The 20,629-nt window shown below is 40.3% G+C and carries 23 protein-coding genes and 1 pseudogene; 16 read left to right on the forward strand and 8 right to left on the reverse strand.

Features of this window, described 5'->3' with window-relative positions; translation table 11 throughout:
* Positions 1-53: 53 nt before the first annotated feature.
* From cyoE to QNH10_RS11180, 7 genes and pseudogenes are all read left to right on the forward strand, one after another.
* On the forward strand, positions 54-971 hold the full coding sequence (gene cyoE, locus QNH10_RS11150; RefSeq protein WP_283731624.1) for a heme o synthase: 918 nt from the start codon (positions 54-56) through the stop codon (positions 969-971).
* Positions 972-1,070: 99 nt separating this feature from the next.
* Positions 1,071-2,138 (forward strand): annotated as a pseudogene (gene coxB, locus QNH10_RS11155) (cytochrome c oxidase subunit II).
* Between the two features lie 36 nt (positions 2,139-2,174).
* Positions 2,175-4,049: a cytochrome c oxidase subunit I gene (locus QNH10_RS11160; protein WP_283731625.1), complete on the forward strand. Its 1,875-nt coding sequence runs from the start codon at positions 2,175-2,177 to the stop codon at positions 4,047-4,049.
* On the forward strand, positions 4,049-4,675 hold the full coding sequence (locus QNH10_RS11165) for a cytochrome (ubi)quinol oxidase subunit III (protein WP_283731626.1): 627 nt from the start codon (positions 4,049-4,051) through the stop codon (positions 4,673-4,675). Before QNH10_RS11160 ends, QNH10_RS11165 begins: the two co-directional genes overlap by 1 nt.
* 1 nt (position 4,676) lies before the next feature.
* On the forward strand, positions 4,677-5,024 hold the full coding sequence (locus tag QNH10_RS11170; protein WP_283731627.1) for a cytochrome C oxidase subunit IV family protein: 348 nt from the start codon (positions 4,677-4,679) through the stop codon (positions 5,022-5,024).
* Positions 5,025-5,196: 172 nt separating this feature from the next.
* Complete coding sequence (gene ctaG, locus QNH10_RS11175) at positions 5,197-6,123, forward strand: cytochrome c oxidase assembly factor CtaG (protein ID WP_317940154.1); 927 nt, start codon at positions 5,197-5,199, stop codon at positions 6,121-6,123.
* A gap of 28 nt (positions 6,124-6,151) precedes the next feature.
* Positions 6,152-6,613: a DUF420 domain-containing protein gene (locus QNH10_RS11180; protein WP_283731628.1), complete on the forward strand. Its 462-nt coding sequence runs from the start codon at positions 6,152-6,154 to the stop codon at positions 6,611-6,613.
* A gap of 152 nt (positions 6,614-6,765) precedes the next feature.
* Here QNH10_RS11180 and ytvI read toward each other — a convergent pair whose 3' ends face one another.
* Both ytvI and QNH10_RS11190 read right to left on the reverse strand, forming a co-directional pair.
* Entirely contained in the window at positions 6,766-7,707 is a 942-nt protein-coding gene (gene ytvI / locus QNH10_RS11185) for a sporulation integral membrane protein YtvI (RefSeq protein ID WP_283731629.1), read from the reverse strand.
* A gap of 101 nt (positions 7,708-7,808) precedes the next feature.
* Positions 7,809-8,174, reverse strand: coding sequence for a YugN family protein (locus QNH10_RS11190; protein ID WP_283731630.1), 366 nt, complete (start codon positions 8,172-8,174; stop codon positions 7,809-7,811).
* Positions 8,175-8,428: 254 nt separating this feature from the next.
* On the opposite strand from QNH10_RS11190, the gene QNH10_RS11195 reads away from it, so the two are divergent.
* Positions 8,429-9,520 (forward strand): CAP domain-containing protein, encoded by a 1,092-nt coding sequence (locus tag QNH10_RS11195; RefSeq protein ID WP_283731631.1) that lies wholly within the window; start codon positions 8,429-8,431, stop codon positions 9,518-9,520.
* 1 nt (position 9,521) lies between these two features.
* Here QNH10_RS11195 and QNH10_RS11200 read toward each other — a convergent pair whose 3' ends face one another.
* The gene (locus tag QNH10_RS11200; protein WP_283731632.1) at positions 9,522-10,223 is read right to left on the reverse strand and encodes an amino acid kinase family protein; all 702 of its coding nucleotides are present in this window, start codon (positions 10,221-10,223) and stop codon (positions 9,522-9,524) included.
* A gap of 145 nt (positions 10,224-10,368) precedes the next feature.
* Here QNH10_RS11200 and QNH10_RS11205 point away from each other — a divergent pair, with 145 nt between their 5' ends.
* Positions 10,369-12,297, forward strand: coding sequence for a UDP-N-acetylmuramoyl-L-alanyl-D-glutamate--2,6-diaminopimelate ligase (locus tag QNH10_RS11205; RefSeq protein ID WP_283731633.1), 1,929 nt, complete (start codon positions 10,369-10,371; stop codon positions 12,295-12,297).
* 187 nt (positions 12,298-12,484) lie between these two features.
* Here the strand turns inward: QNH10_RS11205 and QNH10_RS11210 are convergent, their stop codons facing one another.
* The gene (locus QNH10_RS11210; RefSeq protein ID WP_283731634.1) at positions 12,485-13,393 is read right to left on the reverse strand and encodes a glycerophosphodiester phosphodiesterase family protein; all 909 of its coding nucleotides are present in this window, start codon (positions 13,391-13,393) and stop codon (positions 12,485-12,487) included.
* Between the two features lie 135 nt (positions 13,394-13,528).
* Here QNH10_RS11210 and QNH10_RS11215 point away from each other — a divergent pair, with 135 nt between their 5' ends.
* Complete coding sequence (locus QNH10_RS11215) at positions 13,529-13,801, forward strand: YlbG family protein (protein WP_283731635.1); 273 nt, start codon at positions 13,529-13,531, stop codon at positions 13,799-13,801.
* 10 nt (positions 13,802-13,811) lie between these two features.
* Here the strand turns inward: QNH10_RS11215 and QNH10_RS11220 are convergent, their stop codons facing one another.
* Complete coding sequence (locus tag QNH10_RS11220) at positions 13,812-14,204, reverse strand: DUF7147 family protein (RefSeq protein ID WP_283731636.1); 393 nt, start codon at positions 14,202-14,204, stop codon at positions 13,812-13,814.
* A 97-nt stretch (positions 14,205-14,301) separates the two neighbouring features.
* On the opposite strand from QNH10_RS11220, the gene QNH10_RS11225 reads away from it, so the two are divergent.
* The 4 genes from QNH10_RS11225 to coaD are packed head-to-tail and all read left to right on the forward strand — an operon-like array spanning position 14,302 to position 16,757.
* Positions 14,302-15,288 carry a hypothetical protein gene (locus QNH10_RS11225; protein WP_283731637.1) on the forward strand — a complete coding sequence of 329 codons (987 nt, stop codon included), beginning with the start codon at positions 14,302-14,304 and terminating at the stop codon, positions 15,286-15,288.
* Positions 15,276-15,719 (forward strand): hypothetical protein, encoded by a 444-nt coding sequence (locus QNH10_RS11230; protein WP_283731638.1) that lies wholly within the window; start codon positions 15,276-15,278, stop codon positions 15,717-15,719. The genes QNH10_RS11225 and QNH10_RS11230 overlap by 13 nt, the downstream gene beginning before the upstream one ends.
* The gene (gene rsmD, locus QNH10_RS11235) at positions 15,716-16,264 is read left to right on the forward strand and encodes a 16S rRNA (guanine(966)-N(2))-methyltransferase RsmD (protein ID WP_283731639.1); all 549 of its coding nucleotides are present in this window, start codon (positions 15,716-15,718) and stop codon (positions 16,262-16,264) included. Before QNH10_RS11230 ends, rsmD begins: the two co-directional genes overlap by 4 nt.
* 10 nt (positions 16,265-16,274) lie before the next feature.
* Positions 16,275-16,757, forward strand: a complete 483-nt coding sequence (gene coaD / locus QNH10_RS11240; RefSeq protein WP_283731640.1) for a pantetheine-phosphate adenylyltransferase — start codon at positions 16,275-16,277, stop codon at positions 16,755-16,757.
* 43 nt (positions 16,758-16,800) lie between these two features.
* Here coaD and QNH10_RS11245 read toward each other — a convergent pair whose 3' ends face one another.
* A complete protein-coding gene (locus tag QNH10_RS11245; protein WP_283731641.1) occupies positions 16,801-17,691 on the reverse strand; it encodes a hypothetical protein in 891 nt (296 codons plus the stop codon).
* Positions 17,692-18,355: 664 nt separating this feature from the next.
* Here QNH10_RS11245 and QNH10_RS20625 point away from each other — a divergent pair.
* Both QNH10_RS20625 and QNH10_RS20630 read left to right on the forward strand, forming a co-directional pair.
* Positions 18,356-18,856 carry a hypothetical protein gene (locus tag QNH10_RS20625; RefSeq protein ID WP_347177867.1) on the forward strand — a complete coding sequence of 167 codons (501 nt, stop codon included), beginning with the start codon at positions 18,356-18,358 and terminating at the stop codon, positions 18,854-18,856.
* A gap of 163 nt (positions 18,857-19,019) precedes the next feature.
* Positions 19,020-19,361, forward strand: a complete 342-nt coding sequence (locus QNH10_RS20630; RefSeq protein ID WP_347177868.1) for a S16 family serine protease — start codon at positions 19,020-19,022, stop codon at positions 19,359-19,361.
* Between the two features lie 12 nt (positions 19,362-19,373).
* Here QNH10_RS20630 and QNH10_RS11255 read toward each other — a convergent pair whose 3' ends face one another.
* Both QNH10_RS11255 and QNH10_RS11260 read right to left on the reverse strand, forming a co-directional pair.
* Entirely contained in the window at positions 19,374-20,351 is a 978-nt protein-coding gene (locus QNH10_RS11255; RefSeq protein WP_283731642.1) for a tRNA(Met) cytidine acetate ligase, read from the reverse strand.
* Positions 20,314-20,619 (reverse strand): nucleotidyltransferase family protein, encoded by a 306-nt coding sequence (locus QNH10_RS11260; RefSeq protein ID WP_283731643.1) that lies wholly within the window; start codon positions 20,617-20,619, stop codon positions 20,314-20,316. The genes QNH10_RS11255 and QNH10_RS11260 overlap by 38 nt, the downstream gene beginning before the upstream one ends.
* Between the last annotated feature and the right edge of the window lie 10 nt (positions 20,620-20,629).

A 20,629-nucleotide genomic window follows, 5' to 3' on the forward strand; every position in this document is an offset into this window, starting at 1 on the left:
CGATATAGTAAAGTATAGCGGTCCTTGCCGACATCCTTGAAAGGAGGGTACATATGTCAAATGGTCGGGCGATTACGTCATCCGTTGAACCGGATATCAGATCGACTTCCATCGTGAAAGATTTCCTTGCACTTATTAAAATAGGCATAGTCAATTCTAATCTGATTACAACATTTACCGGACTTTTCTTAGCCTTTCAATTCTCAAGCAAGAGCTTTATCCACAATTTGGACTTAATGTTGTATGCACTTCTTGGTTCAGGGCTCATTATTGCCGGGTCGGCAGCTTTGAATAATCTTATCGATCGGGATATCGATCCCGTTATGACAAGAACCAAGACGCGCCCAACAGTCACAGGTAGATTTAAAGCACCTTACGTATTAACTCTCGCTCTCGCTTTCATAGTGATAGGAGAAGTGATGTTGTTTGCAGCATCACCAGCGGCTGGATTATGGGGGCTTGCGGGTGTATTCAGCTATGTTGTACTCTATTCAATGTGGTCTAAAAGAAAATATGTCAGCAATACTATCGTAGGTAGTATATCCGGAGCAATACCTCCTTTAATCGGTTGGGCCGCGGTTGAACCCACACTTGGTATGGGTGCCTGGGCGTTATTCCTTATTATGTTCGTGTGGCAGCCCCCACATTTTTATGCTCTGGCAATGCGCAGGACTGAAGAGTACCGTGCTGCAGGAATACCGATGCTACCAGTTGTAAAGGGTTTCAAGAGGACAAAAGTTTCAATACTTGCATGGGTGCTTCTATTATTCCCGTTGCCATTCCTACTTGCTGATCTTGGTGTCGGATTCATTGTGTTGGGAACTGTATTGAATATCGGTTGGTTATACTTGGCGGTAAAAGGATTTAAGGCAAAGGAAGATTTGAAATGGGCAACATCCATGTTCATCTATTCACTGAATTACATGACAATCCTTTTTGTTGCTATGATCATTTTTTCGATATTCATCTAAATGATGGAATTCTTTCTTTTGACAGGAATTCATGATAGAGAGGTCAACAGTCCTCATTTGAACAAAACATTTTTTTAGAAAGAGAGGTATTAGTTAGCGATGATGAAAGGACTTAAAAATTGGCGTCTCTTTTCTCTATTGGCTGTACTAACAGTGTTCCTTGCGGGATGTGGTCAAGAAGAACTATCAACGCTTCTGCCTGCAGGACAAGTCGGAAGAGATCAGTTCAACTTACTACTACTGTCTTCAGCGATCATGTTACTCGTTATTCTCGTAGTTGTAGCAATTTATTTAGTAGCGTTAGTACGTTTTCAGACGCTCCAAATTAGGTGAAGATCATATTCCAGAACAAGTTGAAGGCAGTCATAAGCTTGAGCTTGTATGGACGATCATTCCGATTCTATTAATTTTACTACTCGCTGTTCCTACTGTTTATTACACTTATAAACTTGGAGATGTGGCAGCAATGGGTGCTGTAGATGAAGATGGGAATGCTGAAAATCTTGTAGTAGATGTTACTGCGAAACTATATTGGTGGGAGTTTGAATACCCAGATTTAGGTATCGTAACTGCACAAGAATTGGTCGTGCCGATGGATGAAAAGGTTTACTTCAATCTAATTGCTGCAGACGTTAAACACTCATTCTGGATACCAGCCGTAGGTGGTAAGCTTGATACGAACGTTGAAAACGTCAATAAGTTCTATCTAACATTTGAAAAGAATTCAAAAGATCTTAAAGACGCAGGCGGAGTCTTCTATGGTAAGTGTGCGGAGCTTTGTGGACCATCTCACGCATTGATGGACTTCAAAGTAAAAACGATGCCACGTGCTGAATTTGACCGTTGGGTTACTGCAATGCAGGCAACAGCTGATAATCAAGTTGTAGCAAATCCAGATGGTCAAGCTTATTCCAACAAAGCTGTATCGGGTGTCACGCAGTTTCAGGTGTAGGTGAGACTGGAGCACAAGGCCCGAACCTTGCTACTTTCGGAGACCGTAACCGTGTTGCTGGATTTATGGATCACACGAAAGAAGATTTGATTGAATGGATCAAACATCCACAACAATACAAACCAGGTAATAAGATGCCTGATTTCGATGGTCAGTTTTCTGATTCGGAATTGGATGCCATTGCTGAATACCTAATGGGTCTATCTATTGAATAATAATTTTCACTCGATTTTGATGAGGAGGTAAACAAAGTGAGTTCAGTTGCTCAAAAAAAGGGTTTTGGCGCAACGCTGTGGGACTGGTTAACTACAGTCGACCATAAGAAAATCGGAATCCTTTACTTCCTTGGGGGCGGATTCTTCTTCGTTGTAGGCGGAATTGAAGCTATGCTGATTCGTTGGCAGCTTCATATTCCAAACAATGATTTCGTTAGTGCAGGTCTATTCAATGATTTGATCACAATGCACGGAACGACGATGATTTTCTTAGCAGCCATGCCTATATTATTTGGATTTATGAACGCGATAATGCCGTTACAAATCGGTGCGCGTGACGTTGCGTTCCCATTCCTTAACTCATTGGGTTTTTGGATGTTCTTCTTCGGAGGATTATTCCTCAACATTTCTTGGTTATATGGTGAGGTTCCTGATGCTGGATGGACATCTTACGCATCACTTTCACTTGCATCCCAAGGACATGGTGTTGATTTCTATGCGATAGGGCTTCAAATTGCCGGGGGCGGTACATTGATAGCGGGGATCAACTTCCTCGTCACAATCATCAACATGCGCGCGCCAGGTATGACGTACATGCGGATGCCATTGTTCACATGGACAACGTTTGTTGCATCTGCAATGATCTTGTTCGCATTCCCTCCATTGACAATAGGTCTATTCTTCTTGACGTTTGACCGTATGTTCGGAGGAAACTTCTTCAATCATGAAATGGGTGGTAATACAATTATCTGGGAGCATATTTTCTGGATTTTCGGTCACCCTGAAGTTTATATTCTTATTTTGCCTGCTTTCGGTATTTTCTCTGAGATTTTCTCGGTATTCTCCCGTAAGCGTTTGTTCGGATATCCATCCATGGTCTTCGCGACTGTGTTGATCGGTTTCCTAGGATTTATGGTGTGGGCTCACCATATGTTCACTGTTGGTTTAGGGCCGACTGCGAACGCAATTTTCGCTGTTGCAACAATGGCGATTGCCGTGCCTACAGGGGTTAAAATCTTTAACTGGCTATTGACAATGTGGGGCGGAAGCATCAAGGTTACAACTCCAATGCTTTATGCACTTGGTTTCATACCATCATTTACAATGGGTGGGGTTACGGGTGTTATGCAAGGGGCTGCACCACTTGACTACCAATTGCACGATTCTTATTTCATCGTAGCTCACTTCCACTACGTAATCGTTGGTGGTGTTGTTCTTGCGATTTTGGCAGCTACACATTACTGGTGGCCAAAAATGTTTGGTACGATGTTGAATGAAACGCTTGGTAAAGTAACATTCTGGTTCTTCTTTATCGGATTCCATATGACATTCCTTATCCAACACTGGTTAGGATTCTGGGGTATGCCGCGTCGAGTTTGGACGTATATGGACGGTCAAGGTTGGAACCTTGCAAACCTTATCAGTACAGTTGGTGCGTTCTTTATGGCAGTAGGGGTTATTGTACTTGTTATCAATGCAATCATCACATCAGTTAAAAATGTAAAAGTTTCAAACGATCCATGGGGAGATGGACGTACACTGGAGTGGGCAATTGAATCACCACCTGTGTATTACAACTTCGCTGCAACTCCACTTGTTCGTGGACTTGATACTGTTTGGATTGAGAAGAAGGAAGGCAACGAGTCAGGATTAACACCTTCAGAACCAGTCAAAGACATTCATATGCCAAACGGTTCTATCATTCCTTTGCTTATGGCTTTCGGTTTATTCATTGCAGGATTTGGCGCGATGTTCCGTACTGAAGAGTCATGGGGATTACCATTACTTATCTTCGGTCTACTATGGACTTTCGTTTCAATGGCAGCACGTTCTTTGCAAGATGACACTGGATACTATGTTAAAAAAGAAGAGATTCTCCGTGATTTGAAACGTAAAGGGGGTCAAAACTAATGGATTTGAATAAAAAATTCACCCCTGAGACGTGGCCTGACCATCCGGAAAGAGCAACGCTTGAAGCGAAAAACAAATTTGTAGGTTTCTGGCTCTTCCTTGGTGGAGAGACAATCTTGTTCGCGACATTATTTGCAACATACGTTGCATTGAAAAACTCTGGACCGAGCGGCTTTGGCTTCTCGACTCAAGGGCTTTATGAATTACCATTAGTATTCGTCATGACGATGTTGCTTCTAACATCTTCATTGACAAGTGTGTTTGCGATGTACCATTTGCGTAACTACAACTTCAAGAAAATGCAACTTTGGCTTGCAATTACTGCATTTTTAGGACTTGGCTTCCTAATGCTTGAAGTTTATGAGTTCTCGCATTATGTCAGCTTAGGGTTCACTTACGGTAACAGTGCTTTCAGTTCGGCGTTCTATACGCTTGTTGGAACTCACGGGTTCCACGTAGCTGTTGGTCTTGTTTGGATCACGTTGTTGATTTTCCGTAATGCGAAACGCGGTTTAAACCTTTATAACGCTACGAAGTACTATACATTTTCATTGTACTGGCACTTTATCGACGTTGTTTGGGTATTCATCTTCACTGTAGTCTACTTGATGGGAGTGGTAGGTTAAGATGGCAGACATCCAAGTTTACAAACGTACACCGGCTGAACAACAGCTTGCACAAAGACGTGCAAAGCAATCTATGCGCAGTCAGGTTATGATGTTTTCTCTTATGATCTTCCTGACAATTGTTTCATTCTCTATGGTTGTTGCATATGAAGCTGAAGTTGCAGGGTTTTCCAAATTCTTTATTATCCCGATGATCATGCTTTTTGCAGCTGTTCAAGTTGGGTTGCAACTGTATTACTTCATGCATATGAGTGAAAAAGGGCATGGCATTCCTCAAATGTTCATGTACACAGGAGCCCTTTTAGGTTTCTTGATCCCTTTAACATTCGTTACAATCGTTTGGTGGTAATTAGTAAGAAAAACCTGTGGATCCATTCCACAGGCTTTTTCTGTTTTACGGTGTATTTCAGATCAATTCGTCACATTCTAGTCAAAAATGAGGCAATGTTAAAGTTCGTTCATTGTGTTAAATGTCTCGTTCGTTTTATAATAGAATAAGACACCTTAAAGGAGCGATGGCAATGATGCCTTTTAGCATATTCGGATTTCAGGCACTTTGGAGTCCCTATTTTTTCTTAACAATTGTACTGCTTGTCGTACTATACTTCCTATTGACGAAGAAATGGCGACATTGGTTTGAGGGAACCGAACCTGTATCGGGTCGACAAATCAAGTATTTTATTGCTTCAATGATTCTTTTGTATATTGTAAAAGGATCGCCGCTTGATTTGATTGGGCATATTTTGTTTTCAGTTCATATGACGCAGATGGCTCTTCTATTATTGGGAGTCGCCCCATTAATGATTATCGGAATACCAAACTTTATTTGGAAAAAAGTTTTCAGTGTGAAAATCATTGATAAGGTTTTTAGATTGTTTACCAAGCCAATTATTAGCTTACTTATTTTTACGCTTGCATTTTCTATGTACCACTATCCGATGATTTTAGATTACATTAAATTAAGTGCGGTATTGCATGCAATATTTACAATTACAGTATTTTTAGCGGCTGTGGTTTTATGGTGGCCGGTTGTAAATACAATGGAAGATCATCCTACACTGCATGGATTGAAGAAAATTGGCTATGTCATATTGAGTGCCCTTTTAGTGACGCCTGCATGTGCGTTAATCATTTTTGTAGATGTACCTGTATATGAAACGTACAGCAGCGGAGAAGCGTGGTTGAAGGCAATGGCACTGTGTGTACCTGCTGGGACGCTATCTGGCATATCTGGTCTAGGCATTTCAGGACCGGAGTTATTTACAAACATGCCTACAGTATATGATCAGCAACTGGGCGGAATTATTATGAAAATTATTCAAGAATTAATCTATGTAGTTGTCATCGGTAAAATCTTCATTAAATGGTATCGTGATGAGCAATTGAATGCTGATGAGATTACTCAAAGAGATTTATTGGAAAGACAAAAATTTGAAATGAATAGATAATCTATTTCACTTTGAAGGAGTATTATGTATGGATGTTCCTTTTTTACCGACAGTGAGCACTTTTTTCATAGTGTTATCAGCAATCTTTGTAGTAATTGGTTGGAAACTGATACGTGATAGAAAAATTGAAGCTCATAAAAAAATGATGATTGCTGCAGCAGTCTCAGCTGTAATTTTCTTTATCATATACGCAACACGCACTATTCTAATTGGAAATACAGCTTTCGGTGGGCCAGATAATTTGAAGGTCTACTATACAATTTTCCTTGTTTTTCACATTGTCCTTGCGACTACGGGAGCAATCTTCGGGGCGATTACTATCAATTGGGGATTAAAAAACAAATTGGACAAACACCGTAAGATTGGTCCGGTTACAAGCATTATTTGGCTATTCACCGCACTCACTGGCGTTGCCGTTTATTTATTGCTTTATGTAATATATGAAGGCGGAGAAACAACGTCAATGATCAAAGCCATATTAGGAATATAAGAAAAACACGCTTCTGAGGGAGCGTGTTTTTTATAATTTAAAATTCAACTTGATGATGCCTGCTTCTCGCGCGGTATTAAATATTATTACTATCATTGGTCCAATGAACAATCCAAATACACCAAACAATTTTAAACCGATGAACATTCCTATCAACGTTGGAAGAGGGAAAGGCCAATCTGATTGCCCATCACTTTCGGTTCGACAGTTCTTCGAACGACTAATAGAACAGCAGCGAGGATAGCAAGCTTTGTACCGAGTCCAATATCTCCACTGACGTATTGATATAATGACCAAGGTGCAAGTATGATGATAGCCCCTAAAATCGGGATAATATCGATTATCCAAATAACGAGGGACATGACCAAAGCATATTTTGGTGCTATGAACAGTAAACCTACGAAACTAACAGCAAGGATGACGAAACTTACAAGCAATTGCGCTTTTAAAAATCCGAAAATGACTGAGTTTAATTTCACTATCATATAGCGTACTTTCTTAGAAGTTTCTTCTGACAAGTATCTGAAAATCATTTTCTTTAACTCCGGTATTTCTAACATGAAGAGGAATAGCGCAATCATATAAAATATAAAGCTGACTAAGTAGCTTGGAATTTCAGACGCTAAGGATAGTATCTTTTCGGAATTAAAAAAAGCTAAAAATGAATCCTTAAAGGATATCAAAATATCATTAAAACCATTTTGCATTGACCTCACTACATCATCTGGCAAATCGGAGGTGTATAAAAAGATCTTACTTTGGAAGTCTATCCATACATTTGAAAGTTTGTTCAAGTACTCCGGTGCGTCTTTTGTGAATTGAATGAGTCTACCTATCAATGAAGTGACTGTATAATAGATGATAACAGCTAAAAGTGCAATTATGAAAATATAAACAGACATAACGGACACATTTCGTTTCCATTTAAATTTTGATTCGGCTAATTTCACGAGTGGTTCGAAAAGAAGTGCGGTTAAAAAGGCCAAAATAATTGGTATTGAGACAGGGAGTATAAAAATTGATAGTAAAATGACGATGATGAGCAGGAAAAGAGCGTAATATTCCTCTTTGTAAGCCAACGAGCCAATGGTCATACCTCCATAATGTTCATTGTTAGCATTATACCCAAAATTAGGCAAAGTTAAATAGAAAAAAAGTCGAAGAACCAAAAGTTCTTCGACTTTTACTAAAAATATTAATTTTTTTGTAGGTATGGTTTAAGATCTTCCATAACTGCCTTCAATGTTGTTTGGCAGTCTTTCACAAGGCCCGCTGGGAAGTTCTCATCTTCTCCATATTCAACGCCGTGTGGATAGTAGTGTTTCCCAAGTGCTGGTTTCTTTAAGTGTATGGTGGCATCGCGTGTATCGACATCTCCATCAGGTGTGAAACCGAATACACGAAGGTAATATGTACCCTCTTTAATTACATATTTTTTATCATAGGTTACTCGCTCGTAGTCCCATTGTCCAGCACGAACAAGATCATGATTCAACATGATTTCATCAAGTAATGATAAGTCGGCAACAACTTCTTCAATGCCTGTATTTTCAATATACATCGTCTAAAGTCCTCCTTCGTGATCATCCAGTCAATTGCTTATACTTATTCATAATAGAACAATTTCGAGTGAGTTGCAATGACAACATTGTGTCATGATTGAAGTGAGGACGTCTAAATTGGATAGTCATGATAAAATGAGGCGGTTTTTTAAGTCGTTACAATTAACATAGCCCCTATAGTCATGAATGTATTATAATAGGATTAAATTCACGTAAACTATAGGTTGAAGTAATCAGAAAGGGGCGAGAAGACTTGAGAGTTTTTTGGAAGATAGCTTTATTACTGTTTATACTTCTCGCAGTTTTCTATTTCTTGGACAGTCGGGTCAAAGAAAATGAACCACTTGAATCACCAGTAAAACACGGAACGGCAATTCCCGTACCCGATAAGGAATTTGATGAACAACAGATTTCTGGTCCTGAAAGACCCAAATCAGGACTTTCGACATTTGTCGGGAAGAATACTATTGACTTGATTGAAGCATTTGGAGAACCAGACAGGATTGAACCTTCCTCCTATGGTTACGAATGGTGGATATACACGGATGGATACTCTTTCATGGCAGGTGTGAACGACGATGAAAAAGTGAACCAAATATTCAGTGCAGATCAATCAGTGGAATTGAAACCATTTTTTGTCGGGCAAGATATAAATGAAATTTATAGATTTTCAATTATAGAAACCGAAGTGAATGTTGTGTTAGGAGAAAATGTATATACATTTACATTAAACAGTCAAGATTTAAAAGATAAAATCCTATTGAAGTTTGAAGGTCTTTTTGCACAAATTTATGTAGATGGAGAAGAAGAAATAATTGAAGGTGTACGATTTATCGACCCTAAGACATTAGTCGTCCACCAACCGTATGATATGGAATATATGGGTGAGTTGATGGTGGCTCGGCATCCATCTTCGAGAGCCCAGATGGAAGTGGATCGTTCCATGGAGCGACAAATTTTTGAATTGACGAATTTTTATCGTGAACACCACGGACTTGAGCCTTTGGAAAATAATTATTGGTTAACAACTCTTGCCCAAAATCATAGCAAAGACATGGCTATCGGAAATTACTTTTCACATGAGTCTCCTTCAGGTGGAAACCTATCAGAACGGTTGAAAAACTCCGGTATTGAACATAAAAAGGCGGGGGAGAATATTGCCTCCAATTACGTAGACGCTATAGAAGCGGTACATGGTTGGCTGAATTCCCCCGCACATCGCAGTGTCTTATTGGATCCCGATGCAACGGATATCGGTACTGGTGCATATGGAAAATTTTATACACAAGTATTAATTAAATCCGATCCAAAGAAAAAAACTGATTCAGGATTAATGCAAAGATGAATTATGGATTGACCCAAGTACCATTCTCTTTAGAAGTGATACCTCTTACATACAGGGGTATCGCTTTTTTCATTGCATAAATTGCAGCTCGTTTTTGAATAACGGGGCGGTCTGTTTCAAGTAGAGGTAGCAGTTGAAGGATGTTAAGATTATCTAACTTCCTGGAATCATTGTGATCTTTGGGGTCGCTGGACATGATGCCTGGAACGTCTTTGAAAAACTCAACATGTGAGACTCTTAGAGCAGCACCAACAGCGATGGCAGTCAAATCACTTCCACCTCTTCCAATGGTCATTACCTGACCGAATTCGTTTATCCCTTGAAAACCGGGAATAATGACGCAACCAGTTTCTGTTAATGCATCTTTTATCATTGTTGGATCAACATCACTTATTGTTCCATCCCCGAAATCTCCAGATGTCCAAATACCCGCTTGTATGCCATGTAAAATCCTATTCGGGGTACCTGCCTGTTGTAGTTCCGCAGATAGGATGGCCGCAGCGATAAGCTCCCCACATGAAGCGGCTAAATCACTTGCAGCTTTCGCAGAGCTAAAAGCATCGGTTAGATGTAATAGACTATCTGTGGAATATGGATCAATCCCTCTTCCGATGGCCGAAACGACCACTACAACATTTTGATATCTCTCCAGAGCGGCTTGGATGTGTTCGATGCATAATTTTCTTGTTTGTTGGTCTTTCATAGCCACTCCGCCAAATTTTTGAACTATCATTCAAGCTCCCAACTTTCTTCGTGTCGTTCGTTTCATTTTCTTCATACGATAAAGTATGGTTCGCTCTCAATATATTCGGTATTCGTGAAAATTGTTCGGGAAGGGGAGAGGGCTTTTGTTACTGTCGGAGATCTTGAAAGATTGGCCCTGCACGGTTTCTGGAAGTATCGGTATGTCAGTACGTGGCATAACCGAGCGCTCGGGGAATGTGAGAGAGGGTTATATTTTTGTTGCAAGGAAAGGTGCCAAGGATGATGGGTTATGTCATCTACAGGAAGCAATAGAAAGTGGTGCGATTGCAATTGTTGTTGATCGCAATACAACTATAAATATAAAAATACCTGATAATATTACAATTATTGCCGTACCGGATGGAAGAAAGTTCATCTCATATGTAAGCTCAAAACTTGCAGGTGATCCATCAGAATCACTGACAATCATTGCTGTAACTGGCACGAATGGCAAGACAACTGTTACGCATTTTATCGGTCAATTATTAAATATGTGTGGGAAACAAGCTGCAGTTATCGGTACGACAGGCATCTTTTCGAATGGAAGAAAAATTAGTATGGAAGTTCCTGAGATGACAACATTACCAGCTGAATTCCTCCATCCCTTATTAAAAGGATGCCTTCATGCGGGAATGGAATATGTAGTCATGGAAGCCTCTTCTTTGGGACTTTCCACATCAAGACTCGATCATTGCATAATCGACATTGGTGTATTTTTAAACATCGGTGTTGACCATTACGAGGAACATGGCAGTAAGCAGTCCTATCTTAGTGCAAAAAAGAAGTTGGCTTCAATAGCGAAAGAATTGGTTGTGAATGCAGATGACGAACAATGCATGGCCCTTGTTCATAATTCCAAGCGACCAACAATCTATTTTAGTGAAACGATGATCACTGATGTAAAGGCTACGGATGGACTCTACTTCACTGCTATACCTGGTAGACATAATAGGATGAACGCACTTGCCGCCGTTACAACTTTAAGTTCTCTTGGTTTTGATAGGATGGAATTATTATCACTTTGCCAACAGCTTCAATTGCCGGAGGGGCGTTTGCAAAGAATTGAAGAATCAGGTGTAACGGTTTATATTGACTATGCCCATACACCTGATGCACTCCATAATGTACTATCCTCTTTGAGGAAAGAATGCACTGGCGGACTAATCACTGTATTTGGTTGCGGGGGTGACAGGGATCATGGGAAGCGTCCGATGATGGGAGAAGTAGCGGCGGCCTTCTCGACACAAGTAATTATTACTTCCGATAATCCAAGAAATGAAGATCCACTTAGAATAATTTATGAGATATTAATGGGGATAGATGACATGTCGCCTAATATAATTGTTGAACCTGATCGGAAAACCGCCATTGAGAGAGCAGTATTTGAAGCAAAAGATGGAGATGTTGTATTGATAGCTGGTAAGGGGCATGAAAAAACGCAGCAGGTCGGTCAAATGTTTTTCCGTTCTCTGATTCTCGGATTGCAAAAGAAGCATTGCAGAATAAAAAATTCGAGATTAATTGAACAGAAAACATGCAAAAACAGTATCATATTTGTTATGATTAGTTGGAATGGAGGGGAATGCCCGATGATGATGACAGATGAATGGATGTCAATCATTGAGAAAGCGGAGACGCTCTCCGACATGATACTCTCTTCTGAAATTATTAATGAGTATAGAAGAGCGAATCATGCCGTATATTCCGACAAGTTGTTGGCAAAAGCGATTTACGATTTTACCAACATGAAAGAGCGTTACGAAGAAGTGCAACGTTTTGGTAGATACCATCCTGATTATAAGACAGTGATGAAAGATATACGTATCCAAAAAAGAAACTTGGATATGAATGAGCAGATAGCTGCTCTTAGAATTGCTGAGAACGATGTTCAGAACTTATTGAACGAGGTTAGTGCAATCATTGCAAAATCGGTGTCCGATTCGGTCAAGGCCCCTGCTGGTGACGGATTCTTTACGGATTCATCATGCGGTGGAGGGTGTGGCTCCGGCGGCAGTTGTTCCTGTTCGGCTTAAACGCTTTTAAAATAGTGACAAGTGAATCGTGGTGCCTTAATTTCTGCAAAAGGCGCAGAAATACGGCAAATGAACCCTTCGCTGTTCGATTGGATGCGGTACCGGAGGAAGTTGTTCATGTTCGGCGTAAAAATATATGTATAAACAAAAGAAACGGTTGCCATTCTTATAATGGCAACCGTTTCTATTAGTCTGAATGGTGTTGAATGATTTCCGTCACCAATTCCGGGACATCAGTTACAAAACCAGCCGCCCCTATGCTAAGTAATCTTTCAATTGTTTCTTTATCTTTAACATCATTATAGTAAACAGCAACGTTAAGACTAGAAAGGAAGTTGATAAAGCTTTCAGTATTCATCGGGAAAACCCCCAACTTTTCCGGGATGCAAAATAAATCTGCACGTGGATTGTATAAATGACCAAATTTACTTGAATACGCTGCATAGGCCTTTCTCACTTCATCATTTCCGGCTCCGGTTGCAACTTTGTTTTGAGCATACAAATTGAAGCGATCCGTTTGCTCGTCAAAAGAACTTATGACAATGACACGATCCTCAGCACCTGTCTCTTCAAGGAGACGCCAAAGTTTGGATGGCATTAAACTGCCTTCATACGTGTCAGGTGAGTCTTTAAGATTAATGGCAATAAGCATTTGCGGGTATGCATGCAATAGTTCACGCAAGGTAATAATTTTCTCACCTTTATCGCGGTATGGATAATTGCCTTCATCATCTACAAACATATATCCAGCATCTGCATTTTTTAACTCATCTAATGTATATTCGGATATTTTACCAGAAAAGTCAGTTGTTCGATCTGCTGTTTCATCGTGGAAAACGATGATCTCTTCGTCTTTAGTTAATCGGATATCAATAGCAAAACCATTAACACCAAGTTCTGCCGATTTTGAAAACGCTGCCAATGTGTGTTCTGGTGCGTTTATCATTCCACCACGATTTGATAGGACGACTGGATTTTTGAATTCAAGTGATTGCTTGGGAGAGCGGGGTTTCGGCTTGGCAACTACTTTGGAGGCTGCCCAAGCTGTTAGACCGGCTGCTCCAACGGTAATGGCCACTTTCGTTTTTCTTCCCATTTCGTATCCTCCTCTATTATCGTAAACATGTCCTACACACATTATAAGGGAAAAAACGAAGGCTGTCAGCAATGTTCGGTTGCAGGCTATTTCTCACCTATGGTATTGTATGGGATAGGAAAGAGGGGGGAAATCATGATTGATCGACAAGGGATAATAGTCTATCTGCATCATTTGAAACAAGCCAAGTCATTAAGGAAGTATGGTCATGTCCATTATATATCGAGAAAACTGAAATATGTTGTCCTGTATTGTGATCAAGTGGATGTTGAAGAGAACATCCGTAAAATTGAACGTCTTCCATCTGTTAAAAAAGTACTGCCATCATATCGACCTTTTGTAAAAACCGAATACGAGAATGTAAAACCCGATAAGGCGAAAGAATACGACTACAAAATCGGTCTTTGAAACTGTTTCGTTATTGCAGAGGCGGAACTAAATGATTCAAACGTAGGATTCCTGTTATATACTGATAAAAAAGACGATGATCAGCGAACTCAGAAGAATGCTTTAATTCTATAAAAATGGGTTCCTGACCAACTTCTTCAGCCGCCTTTTCAAAAAGTACTCTTCTTTTTGATTTTTTATCATCTATTTGTTTAATTCCTTCCCGGCATATGTATATTGGCATGAATTTACTATCTTGTGCAGGATGGAATACGGCTGCAAGGGAGATTGCTTGTCCTCCGTTCGTATTGGAAGAAAATATGAAGGTTCTATGTAAGCGCTTTTGATTTGTTTTCATAAGTTCGACTAACTCAAAAATGTCACCGTAGCCTTCGCCTAATTCAATAAAGTACTGTTGTAACATAATTTTTTAACCACCTTTCTTTGAAACAGAATACATCATATCATAGCATTGAATTTTTTAAAGTGCATTTATCATCCCTTGCAATGAGGTGCAACAAATGAAGATCGTCATTAGAACAGTCATTCTGTTATTAATAATGAACTTCTCATTATTATATATGCATTACAGCCAAATGGCGGATGCAAACGGTACTATGGAACAAGTAATGACATACTCAGAAGAAATTGAAGTAATAAATAGAACCGATGCGCTTTTTGTCAGGCACCATTTTCGAAATTTGAACTCAAACAGATATGAAATTATATGGCCAGAGGGCAGCGAGGACATTAGCTGCTACAGTGAGGTCGACTCATCTTGTGAAAGAATCAATGAAAATGTTTCGGCGATTTTGGAAGGTGAGATTAACCATCAATCCATTTCTTACAACATTCCAAAATCCGAAACTATGGCTGTGAGGAAGTTATGGAGAAGCCCTTTCGCTACATTGAAAGGTGCAACACCTGATACAACTATGTTGCATATCACAGACGAAACAGGTATTAACGGCATATGGATCAGTGGATTAAAATTGGTAGGAACTAAAAAAACGGAGATGATTGACTACTCATTGTATAAAGGCAATGGCCAAGTAACCGACCTTTATTGGCAACAGAAAGCCCTGCCCCTAGCATACAAGGGAAGCAACCTTTCAATATTAGGTCAATCCGTTAATGAAGAGTTAGCAACCCAATTAAATGATCAGTTAGGGAAAATGAATGCTACTCACCTTGTATTAGCAGTGGATCCCGAAGGGGAGTCGCTTCATTCAGACCGGTTCGTCATTGCCCATCTTGGCTTTCCTGAAAGTACGGATGCGGTCTTGGATAGAGGTGTACATTCCCAGTACTTTTTCCCCGAGGGGGAGCAGCTAACAGCCGATTTAATAGTGTCCATACTCATTGATAAGCCTATTGGGAACCAAAGGTCGACGGAGGCTTTTGAGATGTTGAAAAAGTCTTTGAGAACAAGTCAGTTGGAAGAGTTGAAAACCCATTTGGCCGACCTACGGGGACAAGTGTCGATGCAGCCGCGTTGGATAGACTAATCGGTGAAGTAAATGGACTAAGGACCACTTTTGTACAAAAGAACAGAGAAGGTAATTATCCTCTTCTTTTTGAAGAGACTAAAACCATCCATTTAAACGGCAAGGCGCAAGAGGATCTGCGGGCGGTAGTAGTGAATAACAGGACTCTCTATCCAGCGATGGAGATTTTGACACAGAGTGGTTATACACTATTAATTACCGATCAATCTATATACATTGAAAATGATGCAGAGAAGATTAGGTTTTCATTACTGGATCCTTTTTATGTATTGAACGAAAGAAGATATACGTTTAGGGATTCACCTTTCGAATTAATTGACAATGAATATTATTTCGAGGAAGACACATTAAGACGTCTATTTCACTTATCGATACAAAAAAATCAAGAGGCCATATTTATCACTACATTAACGGGAGGTGGAATTGAATGAGAGTCGTTTCAGGGTCAAGGAAAGGAACTCCATTAAAATCACTAACGGGCAACTTGACAAGACCAACCTCTGATAAAGTGAAAGAATCAATTTTTAATATGATTGGCCCTTATTTTGATGGTGGGATAGTTGTTGAATTATTCGGAGGCAGTGGCTCATTGTCCATCGAATCGCTGTCAAGAGGGGTGGATGAAGCGTATATATTCGAAAAAAACCCGAAGGCTTGCACAATCATACGGGAAAATGTAGAGAAATGCCGATTTACAGATGAAGTGCATATCATACGGAATGATGCGAGGAATGCGGTAAAGTCATTGCAATCATCTAACGTTCTTGTAGATTTATTATTTATCGACCCTCCATATGCTGAGGATAAGTATTATGACTTGGCTTTGGAATTTGTGCAAGCGGGCTTATTATCCGATAATGCGATTGTTATTTGTGAACATGAAAAGCAGTTGACATTACCAGAGTCATTTGGAGAATACATAAAGACGAAAAACCCAATTTACGGCAACAGTGCGATATCCATTTATATGAAATGAGTGAACATCTATGTCGAAAATAGCAGTAGTACCTGGAAGTTTTGATCCGATTACAAATGGTCATCTTGATATTATCGAAAGAGCATCAAAAGTTTTTCCAGAAGTTCGAGTAGCAGTTATGAATAATTCTTCGAAACGTTCCCTATTCACCGTAGAGGAACGGAAGGAATTAATCCGTGCCGTTACTTCGAAGTTTCCAAATGTTATTGTAGAATCTTCAAGTGGTTTGTTAATGGATTATGCTCGAAATGCTGGGGCCTCAGTAATTGTACGTGGTCTGCGTGCGATTTCGGATTTTGAATATGAAATGCAGATTACTTCGATGAATCGGATGTTAGATGAAAGTATTGAAACATTTTTTGTTATGACGAAAAATCAGTACTCCTTCCTCAGTTCTTCCATTGTGAAGGAAGTTGCGCAGTACGGTGGGGATATATCAGCACTTGTTCCTCATGAGGTTGAAGTTGCACTAAATAAGAAGTTTGAAAAGTAATTATGTAGGGGCAGGGGAAAACCCCAGCCCCCTACATTTATATTTATAAAAGAAAATATAAAATTACTGGTACTGTAATGATGCTCCAAAGTCTGCTAAAGAAGTAGGGGAGAAGTGGTGTATTGACTGTTTTTGCGATGACGAACACTTGCATATGGATACTTAGGCCGTTCATAGAAATAATTGCAGCTATTATGAATGGAAATAGTTTTGATGTGTAAAAATGATCTGTAGCGGACTGGACACCTGATGTCATTTCAAATATAGCTAAAAGAATTGTTTTAGTAATTCCAAGATCAACAGTAAAAGTAGATAAAATCGTTGAGGTTAAGACATTTCCAAGAGAAGAGAAGAATATGACAGTAGTTGCAACCAATACAATAACGTTTGTGCTGTCCTTTAGTGCATCCAAAAGGGGGGAATTAGAAACTTTTATCTTGCTCACTTGTTGAGGGATCTCCATTTTTGGTTGAGTTTTCTTTAATAATAGTAAAGTGAATATGAAAAATATGATATTAGCAATATGGATGGAAGCAAGAAGTTTCCAGCCAGCTATTGAACTGCCGAATAATTCTGTACCGACAAAACCTATAATGAACATCGGGCCAGGTGCATGACATGCCGCAAGCAGGTAGCCACTTTCCCGTCGCGTCAATTCTCCGTTTTTCACCATTTCCGTTACGGTTACTGCTCCAACAGGAAACCCACCGAAAGAACCTAAAACATATGCCTTAAAATAACGCTTCCAGTTTCTTTTTGAATTGGACTTCATTGGCGTTTTTAAAAGCCATTGCGTTAGAATAATATAGGGTAATAAGTAAGGGAGCAGCGCATTTACAAATAATGCAGCGCCGGCCTCTGCACCGTCATGGGCAATGCCTGGCTGTAAGATGAATAAGACGATCAGACCCCATATAATAATAAGATTGATCATATTATCGATTGTGGCATGTTATGTAAGTGTTTTTTCAAGTATGCTCTTCCTTTCAGGCTCAGAATTGGATTCGTTTTTATTAATACTTTATTGTGAATATTTTTGATGGTACACTAGTTAACAATATTGTTGTCCAGCTCCGGCGGCCAGGTGCTCGGGTCATAAGCCAGCCCTACTGCACGGCAAAAAGCGCCGTTTCGTAGGTCAGTCTTATGCCTGTCGCACCTAAGCGGCCGCCTCCGCTTTTCTTTGTCTAACTCCGGGTGGCAGCTGCTCGGGTCACTTCGGTTTTGAAATAAAGGCAAAAAGCGCCTTTGTTTTCAAATCCTTTAGTGCCTGTCGCAGCTAAACGCCACCCTCTGTTTTTCTTTTGTCCAGCTTCGGCGGCCAGGTGCTCGGGTCATAAGTCAGCCCTACTGCACGGCAAAGGGCGCCGTTTAGTAGGTCTGACTTATGCCTGTCGCACCTAAGCAGGCCGCCTACGCTTTTCTTTGTCCAGCTCCGGCGGCCAGGTGCTCGGGTCATAAGCCAGCCCTACTGCACGGCAAAAAGCGCCGTTTCGTAGGTCAGTCTTATGCCTGTCGCACCTAAGCAGGCCGCCTACGCTTTTCTTTTGTTATTTATATGCGTTATCTGTACAGGCTATTAATGGAGGTGTGTGTGTATGAAAGCTAAAAGGATTGGATTGTATGCGGTTGTTGTGCTTTTATTGTTGTTTTTATTTATTTTCCCTTTGGATGCTTACGTATCTAAACCTGGTGGTGCCTATGATTTAGCGCCAATTGTAGAGGTTGAAGGGGGCGATGTGAATGATGTCGGAACATTTAATTTGATGACGATTTCAATCGGAAAAGCCACTCCCTTTTCTTATGTAGCCTCCAAGTTTTCAGATCGGATGAAAATCTTAGAGGTAAATAAAGTGAGGCGGGATGGGGAAAATGATAAAGAATATAATATTCGCCAAAAGAAGCTTATGTCGGATTCACAATTTAATGCGATTACAGTCGCATTCGAGAGGGTAGGAATCCCGGTCGATATTACATACGATGGCGTCTTCGTCGTAAGTGTATTGACTGGGGGGCTGCAGACGGAAAGCTTGAAGTCGGTGATAAGATTCGTAAAATTGACGGGGAGCAATTGCAGAGTCCGGACAATTCGCCTCTAAAATTTCCGGAAAAGGTAAGGGAGATAAAGTAACTCTAACCGTTGACAGGGACTCGGAACAAAAGGATGTAGATTTAGTATTAAGTGAAATTCCTAACCAAGAAGGACGGGTAGGCTTAGGGGTTCAATTCCAAGAAGATCGTGAGCTATCTACGAATCCAAAAGTGGATATCCATACAGCTGAAATAGGCGGACCTTCTGCCGGTCTAATGTTTACACTTCAAATCATGAATCAGTTGATGGATGAGGACTTAACAAAAGGGTACAACATTGCAGGGACCGGTGAAATGCTTGCTGACGGTACAGTTGGACGAATTGGTGGAGCCGATTTTAAGGTGATTGCTGCTGATCGAGAAGGCATTGAAATATTCTTTGCTCCTGATGATTATTTATCTGATCAAGTGATCAATGCTAACCCCGGTATAAAGACGAACTATCAGGAAGCCGTAAAAATGGCCGAAAAAAATAGGCACGAAGATGAAAATCGTGCCCGTCCGAACAATTGACAATGCCCTAGCTTATTTAAGGGGACTGCCTGAAAAGTAATTGTTCATAATTGGAGATATTGTATAATCCAGCCCTATTTTAGAAGCGATAGATCCTTTTCCAATCGCCAATGCATAAATATCGGATGCTTGGATATCCATATCAAGTGATGGATTTGAAAAGGCTGCCACTTTGCTGATGAGGGGAAGTGGCAAGTCCTTTTTCCTACCGCTAAGATAGGACCGTCCCTTATCTGTCATTCCTAACAATCTCAAATAAGCGGGAACATCTATTTCAGAACGCATTTCTTTTGTAAAACCGGTTAATATATGTGTTAGCATTCGTTGAATCCTTGTCCATGTATAGCGCTTAGACTTTATGTCATTCATAAATGTTTGAAATGTATCGTTTTTTTTGGCGGCGCGGTAAATCAGGTTCTCGATACCTTCTGAAAGGTCGGCAATGGTAGAAAGGTGCGCTGGGCCATCCCGTAAAATACTAAATCGTAAAAATGGATAAAAACTCTCCCAGTTACCAAAATTCATTCGTTCAGTTTGCCATTCGATCAGAATGTTTTTTGTTGATTCGGGAATGAAATTGAGTACTTCATCCAATTTTTCTGTCGAAAAAAAAGATTTGCGGATTCCCGTAGCGCTCGCCACTTTATTAACTTCCAATGTATCGTCGTGATACTCTGCACCAAGCCTTTTAATAGTTGTTGGCATCATTGATGAGTTTAGTGTACGGGCTGCTTGCATGTAATGGAACCCTAAAATATTGTTTGGTTTGGAGAGGTCAACAAGCCTTCCACCCTTTTCTGTGTTAGGTTGAACTGCATCATATGCCTTGTTTAGTGCCATTGGATAGCTTAACCCTTCTTGCATGGCGTTTTTTATTGCCTGGTTGTATTCTTCCGAATTATTGTCAAGAAGGTCCAAGGTGTTGTGGAAGGGCTCAATATCACCATCTTCACTACCGAAAACAAAATGCCGTGCAACCCGCAGCGTCAAGTAAGCTTATTGCCCCGTGAGCAAATACTGTGGCATGTCCGGTTGCGAAGCGATAAGGCAGCTCGAAAACAATATCTACACCGGACGCCAAGGCCATCTTTGTCCGCGCCCATTTATCGATAAATGCGGGTTCTCCTCTTTGCAGGAAATTGCCACTCATGACAGCAATGATTAAATCAGCATTTGTCGCCGCTTTAGCTTGCTGTGCATGGTATACATGCCCGTTATGCAAAGGGTTATATTCAACGACAACCCCTGTTGCTTTCATTTGTCCACCC

The sequence above is a fragment of the Sporosarcina thermotolerans genome (genome assembly GCF_030067815.1).
Classification (GTDB): domain Bacteria; phylum Bacillota; class Bacilli; order Bacillales_A; family Planococcaceae; genus Sporosarcina; species Sporosarcina thermotolerans.